Origin of the sequence: uncultured Albimonas sp. (assembly GCF_963977235.1) — a bacterium.
Classification (GTDB): domain Bacteria; phylum Pseudomonadota; class Alphaproteobacteria; order Rhodobacterales; family Rhodobacteraceae; genus Albimonas.
Genome location: NZ_CAXBOD010000035.1, coordinates 20932 through 41491 on the forward strand (window position 1 = coordinate 20932; position 20560 = coordinate 41491).

General features: G+C 71.8%; 17 protein-coding genes and 1 tRNA gene. 8 read left to right on the forward strand and 10 right to left on the reverse strand.

Going from position 1 to position 20560, the window contains the following annotated elements; translation table 11 throughout:
• The first annotated feature begins 100 nt into the window (after positions 1–100).
• The 5 genes from dctP (at position 101) to AAC134_RS15520 (ending at position 11745) form a co-directional block, all read left to right on the forward strand.
• Positions 101–1168 carry a TRAP transporter substrate-binding protein DctP gene (dctP, locus tag AAC134_RS15500; RefSeq protein ID WP_339950019.1) on the forward strand — a complete coding sequence of 356 codons (1068 nt, stop codon included), beginning with the start codon at positions 101–103 and terminating at the stop codon, positions 1166–1168.
• Between the two features lie 133 nt (positions 1169–1301).
• Positions 1302–1820, forward strand: a complete 519-nt coding sequence (locus tag AAC134_RS15505; protein WP_339950020.1) for a TRAP transporter small permease — start codon at positions 1302–1304, stop codon at positions 1818–1820.
• 3 nt (positions 1821–1823) lie between these two features.
• The gene (locus AAC134_RS15510) at positions 1824–3146 is read left to right on the forward strand and encodes a TRAP transporter large permease (RefSeq protein WP_339950021.1); all 1323 of its coding nucleotides are present in this window, start codon (positions 1824–1826) and stop codon (positions 3144–3146) included.
• Between the two features lie 316 nt (positions 3147–3462).
• Positions 3463–11334: an autotransporter outer membrane beta-barrel domain-containing protein gene (locus AAC134_RS15515; protein ID WP_339950022.1), complete on the forward strand. Its 7872-nt coding sequence runs from the start codon at positions 3463–3465 to the stop codon at positions 11332–11334.
• A gap of 337 nt (positions 11335–11671) precedes the next feature.
• A tRNA-Cys gene (locus tag AAC134_RS15520) sits at positions 11672–11745 on the forward strand.
• A 247-nt stretch (positions 11746–11992) separates the two neighbouring features.
• On the opposite strand, the gene AAC134_RS15525 is transcribed toward AAC134_RS15520, so the two are convergent.
• From AAC134_RS15525 to AAC134_RS15570, 10 genes are all read right to left on the reverse strand, one after another.
• Positions 11993–12190, reverse strand: a complete 198-nt coding sequence (locus AAC134_RS15525; protein WP_339950023.1) for a hypothetical protein — start codon at positions 12188–12190, stop codon at positions 11993–11995.
• 72 nt (positions 12191–12262) lie between these two features.
• Positions 12263–12598, reverse strand: coding sequence for a hypothetical protein (locus AAC134_RS15530; RefSeq protein ID WP_339950024.1), 336 nt, complete (start codon positions 12596–12598; stop codon positions 12263–12265).
• A gap of 281 nt (positions 12599–12879) precedes the next feature.
• Entirely contained in the window at positions 12880–13098 is a 219-nt protein-coding gene (locus tag AAC134_RS15535) for a hypothetical protein (RefSeq protein WP_339950025.1), read from the reverse strand.
• The gene (locus tag AAC134_RS15540) at positions 13095–13298 is read right to left on the reverse strand and encodes a hypothetical protein (protein WP_339950026.1); all 204 of its coding nucleotides are present in this window, start codon (positions 13296–13298) and stop codon (positions 13095–13097) included. Before AAC134_RS15540 ends, AAC134_RS15535 begins: the two co-directional genes overlap by 4 nt.
• Positions 13295–13948: a hypothetical protein gene (locus AAC134_RS15545; RefSeq protein WP_339950027.1), complete on the reverse strand. Its 654-nt coding sequence runs from the start codon at positions 13946–13948 to the stop codon at positions 13295–13297. Before AAC134_RS15545 ends, AAC134_RS15540 begins: the two co-directional genes overlap by 4 nt.
• Positions 13949–13958: 10 nt before the next feature.
• A complete protein-coding gene (locus tag AAC134_RS15550) occupies positions 13959–14507 on the reverse strand; it encodes a hypothetical protein (RefSeq protein WP_339950028.1) in 549 nt (182 codons plus the stop codon).
• The gene (locus AAC134_RS15555) at positions 14504–14794 is read right to left on the reverse strand and encodes a hypothetical protein (RefSeq protein ID WP_339950029.1); all 291 of its coding nucleotides are present in this window, start codon (positions 14792–14794) and stop codon (positions 14504–14506) included. The genes AAC134_RS15550 and AAC134_RS15555 overlap by 4 nt, the downstream gene beginning before the upstream one ends.
• 130 nt (positions 14795–14924) lie before the next feature.
• Complete coding sequence (locus tag AAC134_RS15560; RefSeq protein WP_339950030.1) at positions 14925–15758, reverse strand: hypothetical protein; 834 nt, start codon at positions 15756–15758, stop codon at positions 14925–14927.
• A 256-nt stretch (positions 15759–16014) separates the two neighbouring features.
• Positions 16015–16368 carry a hypothetical protein gene (locus AAC134_RS15565; protein WP_339950031.1) on the reverse strand — a complete coding sequence of 118 codons (354 nt, stop codon included), beginning with the start codon at positions 16366–16368 and terminating at the stop codon, positions 16015–16017.
• Positions 16368–17015, reverse strand: coding sequence for a hypothetical protein (locus AAC134_RS15570; protein WP_339950032.1), 648 nt, complete (start codon positions 17013–17015; stop codon positions 16368–16370). The genes AAC134_RS15565 and AAC134_RS15570 overlap by 1 nt, the downstream gene beginning before the upstream one ends.
• A 593-nt stretch (positions 17016–17608) precedes the next feature.
• On the opposite strand from AAC134_RS15570, the gene AAC134_RS15575 reads away from it, so the two are divergent.
• Genes AAC134_RS15575 through AAC134_RS15585 form a run of 3 tightly spaced genes read left to right on the forward strand, consistent with a single transcriptional unit; the run spans position 17609 to position 20452 of the window.
• Entirely contained in the window at positions 17609–18088 is a 480-nt protein-coding gene (locus AAC134_RS15575; RefSeq protein ID WP_339950033.1) for a hypothetical protein, read from the forward strand.
• The gene (locus AAC134_RS15580; protein WP_339950034.1) at positions 18085–19374 is read left to right on the forward strand and encodes an XRE family transcriptional regulator; all 1290 of its coding nucleotides are present in this window, start codon (positions 18085–18087) and stop codon (positions 19372–19374) included. Before AAC134_RS15575 ends, AAC134_RS15580 begins: the two co-directional genes overlap by 4 nt.
• Positions 19361–20452: a beta family protein gene (locus tag AAC134_RS15585; protein WP_339950035.1), complete on the forward strand. Its 1092-nt coding sequence runs from the start codon at positions 19361–19363 to the stop codon at positions 20450–20452. The genes AAC134_RS15580 and AAC134_RS15585 overlap by 14 nt, the downstream gene beginning before the upstream one ends.
• The last annotated feature ends 108 nt before the right edge of the window (positions 20453–20560 follow it).

Consider the following 20560-nt stretch of genomic DNA (forward strand, 5'->3'; position numbering starts at 1 on the left):
GTGTGCTGCGCTTGCCTCCCTCGCCGCCGGCTGCGGGCCGGGGGCAGACGCCCTCTCTCCGGCGTCCGGCAAGACCAACCGCATCCGGGAGGACCCCACCATGACGCTCCGCAGATCCGCCGCCGCCGCCCTCGGCGGCGCCCTGGCGCTCGCGGCCGTCGGCGCCCAGGCGCAGACCGTCCTGCGCTACGCCGAATACAGCTCGGACCGCGGCGTGCGCGCCGAGCAGATGCAGTGGTTTGCAGACGAGCTTGCGGCCCGCACCGAGGGCCGCGTGAAGGTCGAGTTCTACTGGGGCGGCAGCCTGCTCCCCCCGCGCGAGATCCTGGGCGGCGTCTCGACCGGGGTGGCCGATCTGGGCACGGTCGCGGCGGTCTACAATCCGCGCGAGATGAACGAGCTGCTGGTCGGCGACATCCCGATCAAGGTCGGCGACATGTGGGCGGCCTCGCGCGCCGTGCTCTCGATCGCGCGGGACGAGGGATCCGCGCTCGACGCGTCCTTCGACGAAATGGGGCTGGAGTTGAACGCGGTCTATCCGGTCGGGCCCACGCAGCTGGTCTGCGCGGGGACCGACATCGAGACGGCCGCCGACCTCGAAGGCAAGCGCATCCTGACCTTCGGCGCCCTGACCGCCCCCTTCGAGAAGGTCGGCGCCAAGCCCGTTTCGATCACCATCGCCGAGGCGTTCTCGGGCCTCTCCTCGGGCCTGCTCGACTGCACGGTGATGTACACCTACGCGGTGACCGCCTACCGCCTGCACGAGGTGACGGGCCAGCTGGTCAACACCAACTTCATCTCTCCCGTGGCGATGGGCATGGCGGTCAACCAGACCTCCCTCGCCCGGCTTTCGCCCGAAGACCAGGCGACCTTCCGCGAGCTGGGCGTGGCGCTGACCGACCGGCTTTCGGAGAAGGTCGGCGCCGCCAGCGCCGCGGTCGAGGCCGAGGTGGCCCAGGGCGTCGACGGCCACGTCCTGGCGGTGCATCCGTTCTCGGAGGCCGACAGCCAGAAACTGTGGGACGCCGGCGCGCCCGACGTGCAGGCCTGGGTGGACCAGAGCGCGGAGTACGGCTTCGACGGCGCCGCCCTGCGCGACCTCTTCCTCTCCCGCGTCGAGCGCTTCGAGGCCGAGAAGGCCGCCAAGGGCTACCCGTGGGAGCGCTGAGCTTGCGCGCGTCGGACGGCCCGGCGCCGGCGGGCGGGGCGATTGGCGAACTGTCGACGGCCGGCGGGGCGTCCGCCCGCGTGGCGACCCCGCCCGGTCGGTCGCCCGCCGCCTTCCCGCGCGGGAGGGCTCGGTGCTGAGGCGTCTCGACCGGGGGCTGAGCGTGATCGAGAACGCGCTGCTGGCCGTCGCGGTCCTCTGCCTCGCGGCGGTGGCGAGCGTGGTGGTCTTCGTGGTGTTCGAGCGCTTCGATCTCGGCCCCGGCGTGCCCGACGACGTGGTGGTCGTCCAGCAGACCATGGTGGTCGCGGTGGGCTGCAGCCTGGCCTACATCACGCGCGAGCGGGGCCACATCTCGATCGACCTCGTCTGGAACTTCCTCGGCCCGCGCCTGCGGCGGGCGGCCGAGGTCGCGGGCCTGCTGACGGGGCTGCTGGCCAGCGCCCCGGTCGCCTGGTGGGCCTGGCGCACCTTCGTGCGGAGCGTCGAGACCGGCAGCTACTATTTCGGCGAGATCAACCTGCCCGAATGGCCGGCCAAGCTGTTCTTCTTCATCGCCTTCTTCACCGTGTCGCTGCGGCTGGGGCTGATGCTGGCCCAGACCCTCGCCGGCGAGGCCGGGGACGCGCGCGCCTCCGAAGGGAGCGGGTGATCCATGGATCCGACCACGCTGGGCCTGCTTGCCGTCGCCGCGGCGCTCGTCCTGATCTTCCTGCGCACGCCGATCGCCTTCGCCCTGGGGGGCGTGGGACTGGCGGGGCTGTGGCTGTTCTTCTCGCTGCCGCCCGGCGGCGGGTTCAATCCCACCGGCCACATTCCCGCGCTGACCAAGGCGACGCAGGCTTATTTCACGCTGTTCCACGCCTATGACCTCAGCGCCGTGCCGCTGTTCGTGGCCATGGGCCATGTCTGCTACCGCTCGGGCATCACCCGCGACATCTATGACGCGGCGCGGGCCTGGATCTCATGGATCCCGGGGGGGCTCGCCATCGCCTCGGTTATGGGGTGCGGGGGGTTCGCGGCGATCTCGGGCTCGAGCCTGGCCTGCGCGGCCACCATGGGGCGCGTGGCGGTGCCCGAGATGACCCGCTCGGGCTACAGCGACCGGCTGGCGGCGGCGGCGGTGGCGGCGGGGGGGACGCTGGGGGCGCTGATCCCGCCCTCGATCCTGTTCATCCTCTACGGCGTGTTCGCCGAGCAGTCGGTGGGCAAGCTGTTCCTGGCCGGCATCGGGCCGGGGCTGGTCAGCATGGCGGGCTATGCGCTGGTGATCGCGATCTGGGCGCGGCTGCGCCCGGGCGACGCGCCGGCGGCCCGACGGCCGCCCGGCGGGCGTCTGGAAGCCACCCTGCGCACCTGGCCGGCCCTGCTGATCTTCGCGATCATCATCGGCGGCATCTACGGCGGCATCTTCACGCCGACCGAGGCGGCCGGCGTGGTGATGATCCTCTCGATCGCCATCTCCCTGGCGCTGCGCCGGATCGACCTGCGCGGCATCCGCGAGGCGATGCGCGAGACCGCCTACCAGACCGCGGCGCTGTTCCTGATCGGGGGCGGCGCGGCCGTGTTCTCGAGCCTCGTGGCGCTGACCGGGCTGACCCGCTCGCTGGTCGAGATCGTGACCCTCATGGACCTTCCCCAGGCGGGCGTGCTGGCGGCCGTGATCCTGGTCTACCTGATGCTGGGCATGTTCCTCGACCCGCTGGGGATCCTGCTGCTGACGCTGCCCTTCTCGATCCCGCTGGTCGAGCAGCAGGGCGTGGACCTGATCTGGTTCGGCGTGCTGGTGGTGAAGCTTCTGGAGATGGGATTGATCACGCCGCCCGTGGGCATGAACGTCTTCGTGATCAGCAGCGTCACCCAACCCTCGGTCCCGGCGGGGCGGATTTTTGCGGGCGTGGCGCCCTTCTTCGCCATGGACCTCCTGGTCGTCGCGCTGTTGATCGTCGCGCCCGGCCTCGCGCTCTGGCTGACCTAGGCGGGAGGCGCGGACGGGCGGCCGCCGCAGACCCTGGCGCGCGTCAACCACGTCAACCGGCGAGCAAACGCCGCTCTCGGGCATTCCGGGCGCACTTGATTGCGCCGGGCGCATCGTTCCGGACTAGAGGGGGCCAATGTCGGCGCGGCCGGGCCGCTGTCGTCTGGGCCAGTTCCGGCGGCGGATCGCGCGTCGCCTCCGGCGATACGCACTCGCCCTAAGTTTTTATTATGAACATGGGCCGCACGCGGGTATGTCTGGGGGACATCGGCGTCGGGGGGCGTCACGGCGAACAAGCCTTGAGGGGAACGACTCCATGGACACCGACACTCGCGGCCCGGCCGTCGCGTCCGCACGGCTGCGCGCGCGCGGGGGGCTTGCCCTGCTCGCCACCTGCTCGCTGATCGCGCTCGCCGCGCCGGGACATGCCGACAGCTATGTGGTGGATCAGAAGAGCACCACGCGCGGCGATCCCGGCGAGAACTTCAACTATGCCAACGACCAGGACCTGGTCGCCTCGGGCAACGGCGTGATCGTGCTCAAGGGCGAGGGCGCGCAGGGCAGCAACTCGGTCTCCGACAGCGGCGGGCGCTACCGCGCGGGAACCGGCGGCGTCGGCGGTCAGGCGATCGTGACCAACACCGGCGACCTGACGATCGAGGCGCCGGCCGACACCTCGGTCAACGGCCTGAACAGCACCGACAACAGCGGGCTGGGCATGTTCGACCGGCTGGGCCTGCTTACGGGCATCAACGTGGCCGAGCTGGGCGGGGCCGGCGGCGACGCCAACGGCGACGGCGGCGGCAGCGGCGACGGCGGGACCGGCGGCGCGGGCGGCGACGTGCAGATCACCAACTCCGGCGCCATCACCATCGAGCAGGCCTTCCCCCAGGGCGGCGTCGGCATCTTCGCCACCTCCGGCGGCGGCAACGGCGGACACGAGAACGGCGGCGTCGGCGACGGCGGCCAGGACGACAGGGGCGGCGCGGGCGGCCATTCGGGCAACGTCACGATCACCAACTCGGGCGCGATCACGCTGAACGGCGACGGCCCGCTGACAGTCCAGGGCATCCGGATCGAGAACTTCGCCGGCAACGGCGGCGCCGAGAACGGGGCCGGTGCGATCACCTACAAGTCCACGGTGACCAACACCGGGACCATCGACGTCACGGCCGCGAACACCAGCGGGACCGAGATGGAGAACGGGATCGCCGGGATCTCGGTCTTCAACCGCTCGGGCAATGGCGCGCAGTCGGACGACAACTCCGACGCCGGCGGCGCCGGCGGCGAGCCGGGCGAGATCGAAGTGGAAACGAGCGGCGACATCACCGTCCAGACCAGCGGGCTGCAGCCGTTCACCAACGACGCCAACCGCGCGGGGGGCGTCATCGTCTACTCGCAGGGCGGGCGCGGGGGCAACTCGCCCGCGCCCGACGGCTCCAGCGGCTCGCCCGCCGGGGACGGCGGGGGCGCGGACTACCAGGTGGGGGTGGTGGCGCATGACTCGACCATCGCCGTGACCGGCGACCGGACGGTGGGCGTCGGCGCGTTCTCGCGCGGGGGGGACGGCGGCACCGGGCGCGCCCAGGCCGACGCCGGCGACGGCGGGCGCGGCGCCAAGCCCCGCGTCGAGACCCACGGCCAGCAGGTCATCACCACCGACGGCCTGAAGTCGGTGGGCATCTTCGCCAAGTCCGAGGGCGGAACCGGCGGCGGCCAGGATGAGGACGGCGACGGCGTGCTCGACTTCCAGGATCCCACGGCCGGGGACGGCGGCAACGGCAACACGGTGACGGTGATCACCGGGTCGGACGCGAACTACGGCGCCTTCGACATCGGCGGAACGATCACCACCCACGGCAACCAGGCGCACGGCATCCACGCGATGTCCTTCGGCGCCGCGGGCGGCGGAGCGACGGGCAGCTTCGTGGTCATCGGCTCCACCGTCGCGGACGGCGGCGGCGGCGGGAACGGCGGCGCGGTGAACGTGACCAACTCCAGCGGCATCACCACCTTCGACAAGTTCGCGGTGGGCGTCATGGCCCAGTCCATCGGCGGCGGCGGCGGCGACGTCGACCCGGACTCGGTGGCCGAGGGCGACCTGATCGCGGTGGCCGGCAGCGGCGGCGAGGGCGGCGGCGCCTCCGCGGTCAACGTGAAGAACTACGGCGACATCATCACCCACGAGGAGGCCGCGCTGGCGATCCTGGCGCAGTCCATCGGGGGCGGCGGCGGCAACGGCGGCTCCACCGACGGGGTGGCCGCGGTGGGCGGCGTGGGCGGCGGCGGCGGCAGCGGCGGCTCGGTCACGACGACGCTCTACGAGCAGGTGCAGATCTCCACCGCGGGCGACCACGCCTTCGGCGTCGTGGCGCAGTCCATCGGCGGGGGCGGCGGGCATGGCGGCTCGGTCATCGACCTCAGCCTGGGCGTGCCGGCGGTGGGCATCGGCGGTTCCGGCGGCGGCGGCGGCAACGGCGCCGGGGTCAGCCTGACCACCACCCAGACCGGCGACGGGGCGCTCTCGACCACGATCTCGACCGCGGGCGCCAACGCCCATGCGCTGATCGGCCAATCGATCGGCGGCGGCGGCGGAACCGGGGGCGACGCCACCGGGGCGACGATCGGGCTGGCCAACTTCCAGATGGCCGGCGGCGCGGGGGGCGGCGGCTCGGCCGCGAAGGCCGCGGCGGTCGTGGGCAGCACCCGGATCCTGACCAGCGGCAGCCACGCCAGCGGCGTGATGATGCAGTCGATCGGCGGCGGCGGCGGAACCGGAGGCATGGCCTCGGGCTACGACCTCGACCTCGGCCTGTCGCTCGCCGCGCAGGTGGGCGGCTCGGGCGGCTCGGGCGGCAATGGCGGCGAAGTCGACGTGACCCTCCAGGACAGCGTCATCGCCACCGGCCTCGCGCCGGGCAGCCAGCCGGGCGAGATGGACCCCTGGCAGGTCAATCCCGAGGCCAGCGACGGCCACGGCGTCATCGCCCAGTCCATCGGCGGCGGCGGCGGCTATGGGGGCGGCTCGGTCGGACGCTCGCGCGCCATCGCTGTGCCCACGGGGGGCGAGGGCTCCTACGCGGCCTCTCTCGACGTCTCGGCCGGCGGCTCGGGCGCGGGCGGGGGCGCGGGCGGCGCGGTCTACGTCCTGCTCGAGGGCAGCGGCATCGAGACCCACGGCCACGGCGCCATGGGGATCTTCGCGCAGTCGATCTCCGGCGGCGGCGGGGTCGGAGGCTCGGCCTCCGCGGCGGGGGGCGTGGTCGGGATCGGGGACACCGTCTCGGCGACGATGAACGCCGCGGTGGGCGGCAGCGGCGGCAACGCGGCCGCGGCCGGCGAGGTCTACGTGCAGCTGCGCGAGGGCTCGACCATCACCACCGCGGGCGACTACGCCAACGCGGTCATGGCCCAGTCGATCGGCGGCGGCGGCGGCGCGGCGGCCACCGGCTCGGCCGGGGCGCGCAGCTTTCTGACCGGGCCGAGCGTCAGCCTGACCTTCGGGGTCGGCGGGACCGGCGGCTCCGGCGGGGCCGGCGGGACGGTGAAGTTCGGCATGGACGACGACGCGGCCATCGCCACCTACGGCGAGGGCTCGCGCGCGGTGCTGCTGCAGTCGGTGGGCGGGGGCGGCGGCGCTTCGCAAGGCGCCACGGCCGGGCTGAGCGTGTCGAAGATCAAGAGCACGGCGCAGCTCAACATCGGGCGCAGGGGCGGCTCGGGCGGCGTGGGCGGCGACCTGACGCTGATCGACGTCGCCGGCGCCATCGTCACCTATGGCGCGGACGCCGACGGCGTGCTGGCCCAGAGCGTGGGCGGCGGCGGCGGCATCGGCGGCTCGGTCGGCGGCGCGGGTGCCGACGACACCGGCATCCTGCTGGAGCTCAAGGACCTCAAGAGCGACGAGTCCTCGCCCTTCGACCTGCGCGCCTCGATCGGCGGTCACGGGGGCTCGGGCCAGGACGGCGGCGACGTGTCGAACCTGACGCTCTCGGGCGCGGTGCAGACCTTCGGCGACTTCTCCGAGGGGGTGCTGGTGCAGTCCATCGGCGGGGGCGGCGGCGCGGGGGGCGCGGGCAACGTGCAGACCTCGCGCTCCAAGATCCGCACCTATGTGGCGCTCGGCGGCTACGGCGGCATCGGCGGCGACGGCGGCGACATCGCCTACGACCTCGACGGCGGCGCGTTCATGACCCAGGGCTTCGCGGCCCACGGGCTGGTGCTGCAGTCGCTGGGCGGGGGCGGCGGGTCGGGCGGCAGCGGCGCGCGGCTGGCCTGCGGCAAGATCAACCTCGGCGGCGGCTTCCTGGCCCCCGACATCCCGGTCGACGACCCCACGCCCGACGATCTCTGCGTCACCGTCCCCAGCTTCCTGAGCGTGGACGGCCAGAACGGCGTCTCGGGCCACGGCGGGGACATCGCCGCGGCGACGCCGGCCGACGCCAGCCGCTCGCTGAGCGTGAGCACCACCGGCCGGCACGCCCATGGCATCATCGTGCAGTCGCTGGGCGGGGGCGGCGGCATCGGCGGCATCGGCAGCTCGACCGTCACCCAGGACGACAGCGACCAGGACGTGGATCACGACATCGACGTGCAGCTGGGCGGCTCCGTGGACGGGAAGGGCCATGGCGGGGCGGCGACGCTGGAGGGGATCCTGACCCTCGCGACCTCCGGCGCAGGGGCCTTCGGCGCGGTCGTCCAGTCGCTGGGCGGCGGCGGCGGCGTCGCGGCGGTGGACGGGATCACCGGCCTGTCGATGGGGGGCAACGGCTTCCAGTCCAACGACAGCTACACCGCCGACGGCGGCGCGGCGACCCTGACCACCTATGGCGCGAGCCGGATCCAGACGCTGGGCGAGGGCGGCCACGGCCTGGTCGCGCAGTCGCTGGGCGGCGGCGGCGGCATCGTCACCGGCGCGTTGGCGCCCGAGGGCGCGACGGGCAACTCCCTGACCGTCGAGATGGGCGGCGCCAGCGGCACCCGCGCCATCGGGGGCGACGTCTCTGCGACGCTGTCGGGCGACGACGACGCCTACGCGGATATCGACACCGACGGCCGCCACGCCCGCGGCCTGATCGCCCAGTCGGTGGGCGGAGGCGGCGGCCTCTATACCGGGGTCACGGACGCCTCGGGGGGTCCGATCCACACGGTGATCGCCAACATCGGCGCCGGGAACGGCGGGGGCCACGCCGGCGCGGCGGCGGTCCGGCTCAACGGCGCGATCAGGACTTCGGGCTTCGGCGCGGACGGGCTGGTGGTGCAGTCGGTCGGCGCGGGCGGGGGCATCGCCGACTTCGCCCCCCGCGGCGCCCAGTCCAAGGAGGTGAGCATCACGCTGGGCGCCCGCGGAGGCACCGAGGGCGACGGCCAGACCGCCCAGCTCTCGATCGACGCGCCCTTCCAGGTCCATTCCGCCGTGACCTCCGGCGACTACGCCTACGGCGTGGTGGTGCAGTCCATCGGCGGCGGCGGCGGCCTGATCAGCGACGCGACCGGAGGCGCCTTCGGCTCGGTCCGGGTCGGCGGCCGGGGCGGCGACGGCGGGGCCGGCGGCGCGGTGACCCTCGGCGGGGACTACGGTCCCTTCGCCCTCGACGCCCTCACGACCGAGGGCGACGACGCCCACGCCATCGTGGCGCAGTCCATCGGCGGCGGCGGCGGCATCGCCCGGGTCCGGGGCGCCGAGGGGGCCATCGACGCGACGCTCGGCGGATCCGGAGGGGCCGGCATCTCCAGCGGCGGGGCGGTCTCGGTCACCCTCGACACCGGCCACGTCAGCACCCAGGGCGACCGCTCCATCGGCCTCGTTGCGCAGTCCATCGGCGGCGGCGGCGGGATCCTTTCGGTCGGGGACGGCGCGGCGCTGGGCGACTGGACCCTGGGCGGAACCCTGAGCGGCGCCGGCGGCGCGGTGTCGGTGACCCTCGACACGTCCCTGACCCTCACCACCGAGGGCGACGGCGCCCACGGCATCGTGGCGCAGTCCATCGGCGGCGGCGGCGGCATCCTGGGCGACTTCGGGAACGGCGCGCTGTCCCTGCCCGACTACGACGGCTCCTCGGGCTTCGACACGGGGGGCGGCTCGTCGGGGGGTGTCGAGATCCTCATCGACGGCAAGGTGCAGACGTCGGGCGACCACGCGCATGGCGTGATCGCGCAGTCCATCGGGGGCGGCGGCGGCCTGGTCGGCGACGGCGCGCGCAGCGTGGCGGGCGCGCCCTCCGCGCTGCAGGGGCCGGACAGCGACTCCGGCCGCGTGCACGTCAAGGTCAACGGCCAGGTCAGCGCCGCGGGCGCGAACGCCTACGGCATCTTCGCCCAGTCCCTGGGCAGCGCCAGCCCCGACACGATCGGCGTCGAGGTCTACGGCGCCGTCACCGGCGGCAGCGGGACCGGCGCGGGGATCTACGTCGCCGGCGGGGTCTACGGGCTGGACGGCTCGAATGCCGTCAACATCGGCGCAGGCGCGTCGGTGCAGGCGGGCTCGGGCGAGGCCATCGTCTACCAGGGCATGTTCGACGGCCCCTACCAGGGCATCGACATCACCAACTCCGGCACGATCGAGGGCGACGTGCTGGGCTATGCCGCCGACGGCACGCCCTATGCGCCGACGGTCTCGGGCAATCAGCCCGTCGCCGCCTCCAGCCTGGCGGTCGAGGCCGCCACGGCGCCCGCGCGCACCTCCGTGGCCCGCCTGGTCAACAAGCGCCAGGGCACGCTGATCGGGGCCGGGCGCTATCTCGCCGACGTCGAGAACCGGGGCACGGTGATCCCCGGCGAGGACGGCAGCGCCGAGCGGGTGCGCATCTCCGGCGACTTCGTGCAGACTTCGACCGGCCGGCTCGTCGCCGCGCTCGACTTCGAGGCGCGCGAGGGCGACCTGCTGCACGTCAACGGCTCGGCCCTGCTGGACGGGGCGCTCGAGATCGACCCGATCACGCTGGCCCCCTCCCGCGCGATCACCCTGATCGAGGCGGACGGCGGCGTTTCGGGCATCTTCGACGACATCGCCTCCGACCTGTTCGAGTTCGGGATGGAGATCGAGAACGACGCCCTGTCGATCCAGGTCACCGGCGCGAACTTCGACCAGGCGCGCTTTGGCCTCGACGCCCAGCAGCGCCGGGTGGCGGGCTATCTCGAGGACCTGTTCATGGCCGGGACGGGCACGCACGGCGCCTTCTTCGGCGCGCTCGAGGCGCTGGCCGGCCAGGGCGGAGGCGCCTATGCGGCCTCGCTGACCGGGCTCGCGCCCGGGGCGACGCTGGCCGGGGCGGCGGCGAACTTCGCGCTGACTCACGAGCGGCTCGACAGCCTGATGGGCTGCGGCGAGGCGCTCGATCCGGCCGCCCAGGGGGCCTGCCTGCGGATGCTGGGCGGGGCGACGCGCCTCGACCAGCAGACCGGGGGCGACGGGACCTTCGGCTACACCGCCGACGTCTGGCGGATCGGCGTGGCGGGCCAGGCGGAAGTGGCGCCGCAGTGGTTCGCGGGCGGCGCGCTCGGCTACGAGGGCGGCTCGTTCGCCTCTCAGACCGGGCTCAGCGCCGCGCAGGGGGACACGGTCTTCGCGGGCCTGTCGGCCACGCGGGCGATGGGGGCCTTCACGCTGACCGGGGCGGTCTCGGGCAGCTGGGGCCAGCACGACCTGCGCCGCAGCCCAGACGGGCTGCTGATGACCGGGCGGGCCGAGGCCGAGACCGACGTGTGGAGCCTCGCCGCACGGGTCCGCGGGGCCTGGACGATGTCCTTCCACCAGGGCTGGCTGACCCCGGCGCTCGACCTCGACGTGATCCACTCCGCCGCCGGCGGCTTCACCGAGAGCGGCCCGGCGACCACTGCGCTTCAGGTCTCGGGCAGCTCGGAAACGGCCTTCGTGGCCACGCCCTCGCTGGAGGTCGGGGCCTGGACGCCGGTGACGCAGAGCCTGGCGCTGAAGGCCTGGGCGCGGGTGGGGGCGAGCGTCTCGAGCCTCGACTCCTACAGCTCCACGGCCCGCTTCGCCTCGGCCGGGGGGGCCGGGGGCGGTTTTGACAGCGCGGTCGGTGTGGCCGACGTGGTGGGCCGGATCTCGGCGGGCGTGACGCTGGTCGGAACCGGGCGGGCCTCGCTCGATCTCGGCTACGCGGGCGCCTTCGCCGAGGGCTACGCCAGCCACTCCGGCCGGCTGGAAGCGACCGTGCGCTTCTGAGGCGCCCCGGCGCGGCCCGCCCGGGGCCGCGCCGTCCGCCACGCCCTCGCCTGCGCGCAGGAGGGAGGAGGCCCCGTGGCGCCGACTCCGTGTCACCGCGGATCCTCACGGCTCTGGAGCCTGGCGCCGCGCCGGTCCCGGGGCTGGGCGCCTCCCGGGCCAAAGCTCGCCGCAGGAGCGCCAGGCGCTCAAGGCTCCGCGATGCGAGGGCCGGCTTCCGGAAACGCGGACCGGTCGGAGCCGACGGGCCGCGGCTGCATGACCCGAGGCGCAGCGCGATCCCTTCCCGGCCGCCCCTTGACGCCTATCCGCGAAAACCCTATTCCCGCCGTCGGATGGCGACGTGGCGGAGTGGTTACGCAGCGGATTGCAAATCCGTGTACACCGGTTCGATTCCGGTCGTCGCCTCCATCCCATTTTCCCTTTCAGATCAACCGCTTGCGGGCCTCGACTCACGAGGAACATTTCGGTCCCTATGGGGCCGCCATGGGGCCGCAGGCTGGAAAGCCCGAGTCCACCGGCGGCGCGGGCGCTCCGCCGCACGGGCTAGAAGGCCGGATGTCAACTCGCCGGATGCAAGTCATGCAGGGCGAATACAGTTCTCGCCGGGCGACTATTTGCCTGGGCCTGCAACCGCGGATCGTGTGAACAGCAGCGTCTAGTCGAGGTTGCCCGGCTTGTGCAGGGCGAGCACCTGCGCCGCGCTGGGGCCGGCCCAGGAGGGCGAGGCCTGCATCCGGGCGCCTCGGGCATGGGCGGGGCGAGACGGCCGCCACGGGCCGCGGGACGAGGTCTCCGGCAAGGTGCAGGAGAAGGCGTAGATGCCGATCACCTTCACCCACAGTAGGCGATCCACAGATCGTCGAACCCGTCGTTCGACACGATGCAGTAGATCGCCGCGCAGGACGCCTCGCCGGCCTCGCTCGTCTCAGGCGGCGCTGCGGGACTCGGCGGCGATCGCGTCCTGCACCATGTCTTCGACGTAGGCGTCCAGATCGGCCTTGCCTCCGAAGGCGGCATCGAGGCGCATCCGGCCATGCCAGGACCCGCCCTCCCAGGTCGCTTCGGCGCGGGCCTCGACGCCGGCCGCGAAGCGCTCGAATTCGAGGTCGGCCCAGACGGCGCTGGCGGCCTGTTGCCGATCTTCCAGCCGGGCGAGGTCACGCTTCATGCGCCGGAGGGTGCGGCAGGTCGAGCCGGGGAAGGCGCCGCAGCGCGTGTCGCAGACGGCGCAGACGGGGAAGACGGTTTCGGGATCTCGCATGGCCGGGGGAACTCCGTTGCCAGGGGGTGGGTTTGCCCGTCAGTCGGGCGGGGGAGTAGGATCGCGGCCCCACGAGAGGAGCCGCGACCATGCGTAGACGACCGCCAAAAGCAGTCCGCGAGGCCATCCGCCAATCCGACCTCGACGGGTATGACCAGGCCCTCCGCCGGGCCCGCCAGCGGCGAGAGGCCGAGGAGCGCGAGCATCGCCGGAGGCGGGCCGAACGGGCCGCCGGTCTCCGGCCGCTCCGGTAGCGAGCAGCGCGTGGGCGTCGTCGAGGGTCAAGCGCGGCCCTCCTGCTCGACGGCGAACACGGGCGGGAGGCCGGCAAGGGCCAGCGTCTCCTGCGCCTCGCTGGGGGCTTCCGCGGCTATGGCGCAGACGCTGCACCAGGCCTTCGACGCCGGTGGCAGGGTGGCGGCCAGCGCGCGGGCCTCCTCGGCCGTGGCGACGAGGGCGCCGGCCGTCTCGATCAGGCTGGCTCGCTCGGCGGGGGTCATGGCGCGCCCACCCGCAGCGCCAGCGCCTCGGCCTCGGTGAGGGGATCGCCCATCAGGTCGCCCGTCTCGGAGGCGAGTTGCAGAAGCCCCTGCCCGTTGCGCAGCCAGGTCATCGGCCGGCCGGTCGAGCGGTTCAGGGCGGAGCGCACGGGATCGGCGGGATCGTCGCGGGGGTTGGGGCTCGGGATGCTGTAGGTCATGGGGCGCGCTCCACCGTGGCGTCGGCGAAGATGCCGCCGCGGGGCAGCATCACGGCCGGGGCCTCGCGGCGCCACCAGCGCAGGGCCTCCTGGGCGGCGACCTCGGAGGCGAAGCGCTGCGGGTCGAGGCCGAGGGCGTGCGCCTTGCGCTGAAGCGGGAGGAAGGCGCGATCGAGCGCGGCCCCGTCCAGGGCGGCGACGCCATTGGACTGCCAGCGCTCGACGGTCTCGGTGGCGAGAAGATCGAGGGCGTCCGCGGCGCCCCAGGCAGCCAGGAGGAAGCCACGCAGGAGCGCGTGCCGGTCATCGAGGGGGCGGGGCGAGCGATCCAGTGACGCGAGGGAGTCGGCGGCGATGCCGAGGGTGCGCAGCCGCTGCAATTGGGCCTCGGGCTCGCGCAGGCGGCGGGTGCTGGGCGTGTCGGCGAACCGCCGGTCGAGGGCGATCACGGCGCCCATGCCGCCCAGATCGGCGGCGTCGCCCTGACTCATGGCAATCATCGTGCGCTCGCCCGACCGCCGGTAGGCGGCGGCATGGAAGGCGTCGCCGCCGTCCTCCGGCGTGATCAGAATCACCGTGGCCCCGGCGTTCGCCTGGGTCACGGCGATGCCCATGGCGAAGATGGCAAGGTCGCGGTCAGCGGCTTCCATGGTGATCCCCTTATCCCATGACCGTCGAGAACTGGATCTCGGCGGCGGCGACGGCGCGCTCGACGTGCTCGGCCGGAACCAGCTCATTCAGCGGAATGTCGTCGCCTACGCCGGCGTTCGAGAGGTCGCGCAGGGCCTTCGCTGCCTTCTCGGTGCCGGAGAGGCGCAGATGATCTTCCAGCTCCAGGACGCCCAGCACCACCTTTGCGACCTGCACCGCGGCGCCGTCGCCCAGCCGGGCGAGCAACGCCAGATCGGCCTCGGACAGGCCGGCGCGCCGGCCGAGTTCGTCCCAGGCGCCGGCGCGCAGGAGGCCGATGGCGTCGGGCCCCGGAAGGGCGGCGATGGGACCGGCGGCGCCCAGCGAGGCCAGGCGCTCGGATATGGCCCGGTCGTCCATGTTCCCGACCGGATCGCCGTATTCGACCGTCACCTGGCCCTCGGTGGACGTGACGACGATGGAGACAACGACCCGCGACACGTCGACGTCGAGCAGCTTCGCGCCTACGGCCAGCGCGAGGCAGTGCCTCCATTCGTGGTTGCTGATGGCGCGGCTCATTTCAGGGCCCTCGCGATCAAATCGGGGAGGACGGCGTCGCCCACGGCCTTCGCCTTGCGGTGCAGGGCGGCGGTGCAGGCGCCGGTGATCGCCGCGGCGTTGGAGGAGGCGACCGCGACGGCGGCGGAGCGGGCCAGGGTGGCGCCGTCGATGCCGTCGATCCGCTGATCCAGGCGCCGCGTCGTCTCGCGCAGGTGTTCCATGACCGCGACGATCGTGTGGCGCATGGCGTCCTCGTCGGCGGCGCGGTGGCGCCAGGTGGCTTCGGCGACGGCGGCTTGGATCATCGGCTCGACGTCGGAGACGCGGACCAGCGCGTCGGCGTTGCGCTTCGCCTATTCGCGATGCCCGTTGTAGACCGCGGCGCTGCGCTTACGGCGGGGGTCATCTGCGGCGCGGGGAGGCGGAGGCGGGCGGTCAGCGGGCATCGGCGCGGCTCCAGGTCTCGGCAATGTCGGCTAGCAGATCGGCGCGCAGCGAGGCCTTGCGGCGGGCGGTGGCGCGGCGGGCGGCCTCGTCTCCGCCCGCCTCGGCCAGGCGGGCGGCCTCGACGGCGGCCTCGGGCGACGCGTCGTCGTCCAGCAGCTCGCGCATCTCGGCGGTGACAGGGTAGGTGGCGGCCCGCCGGCAGCCGCGGCTCAAGGCCCGGACGGTGCAGCGCCGGGCGCGGTCGGCCGTCTTCGCGGCCAACCCCTGGGCGACCAGGCGGTCCTGGAGGAGGGCGCCCAGCAGTTCGTCGACCGCGGCCAGGGCATCGTCGGCGACGTCGAGGGCGGCGCCGGGCTGGGCGGCGAGCAGGCTTTCGCGGGCGGCGCGGACCTGCTGGGCGGCGGCCATCATGGGCGAGCTGGTGGTGATGGTCGCCTCGCCGTCGGTCAGCACGCCGCGCACCTGCGTCAGTTCGGCGATGCGGGCGTCCAGTTCATCGAGGAGGTGCCGGACAAGATCATGTTCTTCGTGGGCGCGCTCAACGAGGGAGAACAGATCGGCTTCGGGCGCGGATTTCGCGTCATGCAGCGCGCGGCGGGCGCCCTCGGCGGCGGTGCGGCTGATCTTGGAGACGACACGGGCGGAGAGGCTGATCGCGCCTCCGCCGGGCAGGTTCAGCGCCAGCGGCGGAATGGTTATCGCGAGCATTCGGGCCCCTCCGATCAGCGGGCGCCGCTGCGGCGCCGGTCCCCGACATATTGGGGGCGAATCGGCTTTGTGGGCAACAGGTTGGGAGGGCGCCTTCAGATGGGGGGTCAGCATGTTGAGGGTGTCAACATCTAGCGGATTGCCGCGGCGGGCGCGAGATGGTCAATCGCTGCTCCCGCGGGGTGAGGGCGCAAGGCCCGCCGCGGGGAGCCCGACGCACTGGCGGTCGAGGCTTGGCTGGGCCGGGCGAGGCGTGGCAGGGTCAGGCAAGGCGGTCCCGGCAGGGCCCAGCGTGGCCTGGCGCGGCAGGGCCTGGCTGGGCGCGGTAAGGCACGGAAGGGCGCGGACTGCGGTCCGCGCCCGCTTCGCTTCAGTCGCCTCGGGCGTGGCGGCGCCGCTCCTGCAGCTCGGCCTTGCGGTAAGCATCGAGGCGCCTGTCGCACTCGACGCTGCATGAGACCGAATGCGAAGCCGCGTGCCGTCGGTAGCTCCCGCGCTCGGGATCGGGACGCACGAGACGACCGCAACAGGCGCATTGTCGGGCCGCGCGGCGCTCGATGCCGGCGGGGATCGAGACCTTCTCGGGGGCTACCAGCTTGTCCAACGCGGCCTGCCTGCGCGACCACGCCCAGGGCGCCGCGTCGCGCTGCATCCGATCGGCCAAGCGCTGCTCGGCCTGCTCGCGGCGCAGCCGGTCGAGGTCTGGAGGCGCGCCGTCGGGCATCACGGCAAGTCCAGGTCGGCCCAGCGCGACGACCCGCTGTCGGCGATGGTCCGCGCTTCCATCGCGGCGGCCTCGGCGGCCGTGGCCCGCTCCCCCCGTTCCTTCGCTCCAAGTCCGGTCGATGCGACCCTCTGAGCAGCGAAACGCGCCTGCTGACTGGCGGAAAGCGCGTGCTGTCGCGCGGCCCTGGCCTGCTTCTGGGCGTCGACCCAAAAATCGGACCTGACTTCGGCCTCGGCCAGGCGCTCCCGCCGGGCGGACTGATCGGCGAGCGCGGCGTCGAGCAGTGCCAGCCGGTCCAGATCGGACACGCCGCGGCTGGTGCGGCGCAAGGCGATCAGGGCCGCCATGTGCCGGCGGAAGTAGTCCCGCCCGGCCTGATCCAGCGGCGTGTCGTCGGGGATCGAGAACAGCCGTTCCGCCGGGTCGCCGGGGCGGACCTCGCGCACGGGCTTGATGTCGTCCTCCGGCGGCGCCGGGACCTCGGCGGGCGCGGGCTCCTCGGGTTGGGCGAAGTCCTCGCAGCCGCCGGGCACGATGCCGTCGTATTCGCCCCTGGCGATCGCCTCGCACTCGCGCCGGCGCAGGCTGCGGACGGCGCGGTAGCAGATCGGAACCGGGTAGGGGCGCCCGTCGGGGCCGACCATGTCGCCGACGGGGCAGCCGACGGGGAAGATCGGGACGCCTTCAGGATCGAGCGGGTGATCGGGCATCGAGCGGGCGTTCCGGTCGCAGATCGGGGCAGGAGGCCGCAGACCGGAGGATAGCCGGGATCGTGCGGGGGGCAAAGAGCCCGGTTCCGAGGGATGCAGGTCCCCCGAGGGCGAGGGTGACAGATTTTGTCAGTAGGGTGGTTCGACTCTCCGCGGGACCCCAGCGCGGTGACGGGCGATGGCCGACCGCCTAATTTCTCCGCCCCCGCCCCGGGCCGGGAACGATGGCGCCCGCCGGGCGGCGCCCGCAATGCGCAGGGAGGGAGTGGGAGCGACACGGCGGGACGCGACAGACCGACGACGCGACGGAGGCAACTGTGAGCTCGCCGCAGAGTGACGCTGTGGGTATGCGCTCGTGATCCGGCGAAAGGCGCTGCGTGCGGAGAACTGACGTTCAATGCGTGCGGACACAACCTTGCTATCCAGCAAACCAAGCTCCGCGAGCAACAAGCGCCTGCTCGGAGATCCTCTCGCATGCACCGCCGCATCGCTTGACGCAGGCCGCTCCCAACATTATTGTTGTAGACATGATTCCAAGCCATCTCGACGTGCCCGGTTCGCCGTGGCCTATACTGCCCCCCGGCATCCATTTGGCGACCCTTGCCGAGGTGGAGACGCGATTTGCATCGAACCAGAGGCGTCGGGTCCAATTCAGGGGTTTTGTCGCCGCCCTAGCCAACCTCAGGGGTGCGGGATGCCGGCGCGCCTTCCTTGACGGAAGCTTCGTAACGGCGAAGCCCCGTCCCGGCGACTACGATGCGTGCTGGGACCCAACCAGCGTTGATCCGGCCTTTCTCGATCCGGTGCTGCTCACCTTCGACAACAACCGAGCAGCGCAGAAGGCCAAGTACCATGGGGAGCTGTTCCCATCCACGATCCCGGCCGATCGGTCCGGGACCATCTTCGTCGAGTTCTTCCAAGTCGACCGCTTCACCGGTGCCCCGAAGGGCATCGTCGCGATCGACCTTCCGGCCGACCCGATGCTCCGACACACGGTGACGTCATGATCTACAGCGACAAGCAGTACGCCATATCCGAAGGGCAGTTAGACAAACTCCGCGACGCGCTCGCTGCCGCTCAGTCCGAGAACGCCAATGCGACCGGCGAACAGAGCTGGCTGCGCGATGTGGAGGCCGACGCCATCAAGAGCCAGATCGCGACCCTAGAGGCTGAGCTCTCCCACTACGAGCTTCTGAAATTGGGCGAGATCAGTTTTGCTACGGCGCACTCCCTGGAGAACCTTCCGTCCGTGCTCGTCCAGGCGCGGATAGCGGCCGGCTTGAGCCAGACCGACCTTGCCGAACGGCTCGGTATGAAGGCTCAGCAAATCCAACGCTACGAAGCATCGGACTATTCGGGGGCAAGCCTCGCTCGACTGATCGACGTGTGTGAGGCTCTGAACGTCCACACCATTGGACTGTTCGAGACCGACGACGCCTCCAAGGGGGCAGTCTTCTCATGGTCGCACATCGACGATGTGGTGTGGAAGCAGTTTCCCGCGCGCGAGATGGCAAAGCGCGGCTGGTTCGACGTGCCGCGAAAAAGTGACGTCCACCAGCTTGCACGCGACTATTTTATGCGGGCCGCCGGGCCGCAGTTCGCGAGCGCCTACCACCGCAAGAAGATGCATGGCGGCTCGGTGCCGAATGAGTATGCGCTGCTCGCCTGGCAAGCACGCATCTTGGAGCGCGCCCGAAACATCGTGGAGACCCGCGATCCACCGGACTTCGTTGCCGACGATCGCTGGATCGCCGATCTCGTCGCACTCACGCGGCACAAGGACGGCCCCAAGCGGGCTCAGACGCTCCTTCTGTCCAAGGGAATTATCCTCGTCACGGAGAAGCACCTGTCAGGCACCTATCTCGATGGGGGCGCGATGCTCGATCGTGACGGCCGGCCAGTCATCGGGCTCACGCTGCGCTTTGATCGCCTCGACAACTTCTGGTTCGTGCTCCTTCACGAGTTGGGGCACGTGTTCCTGCACCTCATGGACGGGCTGCGCTACGATTTCTTTGATGAGGAGGAAACGGCTGGCGACGACAAGATCGAGCGCGAGGCCGATGCATTCGCACTCAATAGTCTTGTTCCGGAGGCAAAGTGGGACGAGTGCCTGTCGCGCTTCGCGCTGTCCGAGGAGGCGGTGCGGATCGATGCGAAGAACCTTGGCATCGACCCCAGCATCATTGCCGGGCGCATCCGCAAGGAGCGTGGCGACTACACTATTCTTGGGAGGCTGATCGGCCAGGATCAGGTCGCATCGCAGTTTGAGGACGACGGCGATGAACTTGTCTGAAGATACCTACGTGCCGGCCGTGCGATGGCGGCAGGGAGAATATCAAGCTCTCTTTCGCTTGGCGCCCCCTGTGAAGGAACGCGTGATGCCCCTCATCACCATCCCACCCGTCGAGTTCGATTTCGAGCTGTGGCAGCCGAAGAAATCCATTCATGAACACGTCCACCCCTTCATCGCGCGGTTCAATGCCAAGTGGGGCAAGCGACCGGCCTGGATCGCGCTCGATGCGAAAATTGCGGAGGGGCGCATGGACGACGGTGCGCACCCGCTCGACTACGTGCTTGACGGGCTGCGCCTGAACGGCGCCATCGCGATCCCGGCTCTGCCCTTGGAAGTCGATTCCGACACGATGAACGCCGCCGCCCGCGGGACGGCCGCGGACTGTCAAGGCGCCGCCGTGCTCCTTCGCCTCGAAGATCTCATGACCGGTAATCCGCGCAAAGCTATCGTGAACTTCGCGAGCAGCCTTGGCATCGGGCTCGGCGAGTTGGACGTGATCGTCGACCTTCGAGCGCGCAACTTCGAGCCATACAAGGTCTTCGCAGCAGCCCTTACGGCCGCCCTGAAGCGCCTGGGCGACCTCCACGAGGTGCGCAACCTCGTCCTCTTGGGAACGGCGATCCCAGACTCCTTCGCGCAGCTCGCCAGAGGATCCGATGAGATCCCGCGGCATGACTGGCTGTTCTTCAAAGAACTGATGACCGCGATGCCGGCAGGAATGCGACACCCGATTTACGGGGACCATACGATCGTGCACCCCGAGTTCACGGCGATGGACATGCGCAAGGTGAAGGCCGCGGGCAAGATCATTTACACGACGCCCGAGACTTGGGCGACGCGCAAGGGTGGCGCGTTTCGGGACAATCCCGCTCAGATGCACGCGCATTGTGCCGAAGTGGTCAGGGACCCCGCCTTCGCATTTCGGGGCGCAAGCTTCTCCTATGGTGACAAGTACATCGCCGACTGCGCGGTGATGGCGGAGAGCCCGAGCAACCTATCGCGCTGGAAGGACGTCGCGATCAACCATCACATCACGGTAGTCGCAGATGATCTCGCCACCCTGTTCGGGACGCCATAGCCGCTTTGATCGCCCTCGCTAGCTCGCGGACGGGAACCTCATCTGCGAGCAACCGGTAGAGCCGCTTCCGGGGTGCATTTACGTCAGCCTTTGACGCACCCCGCGCAC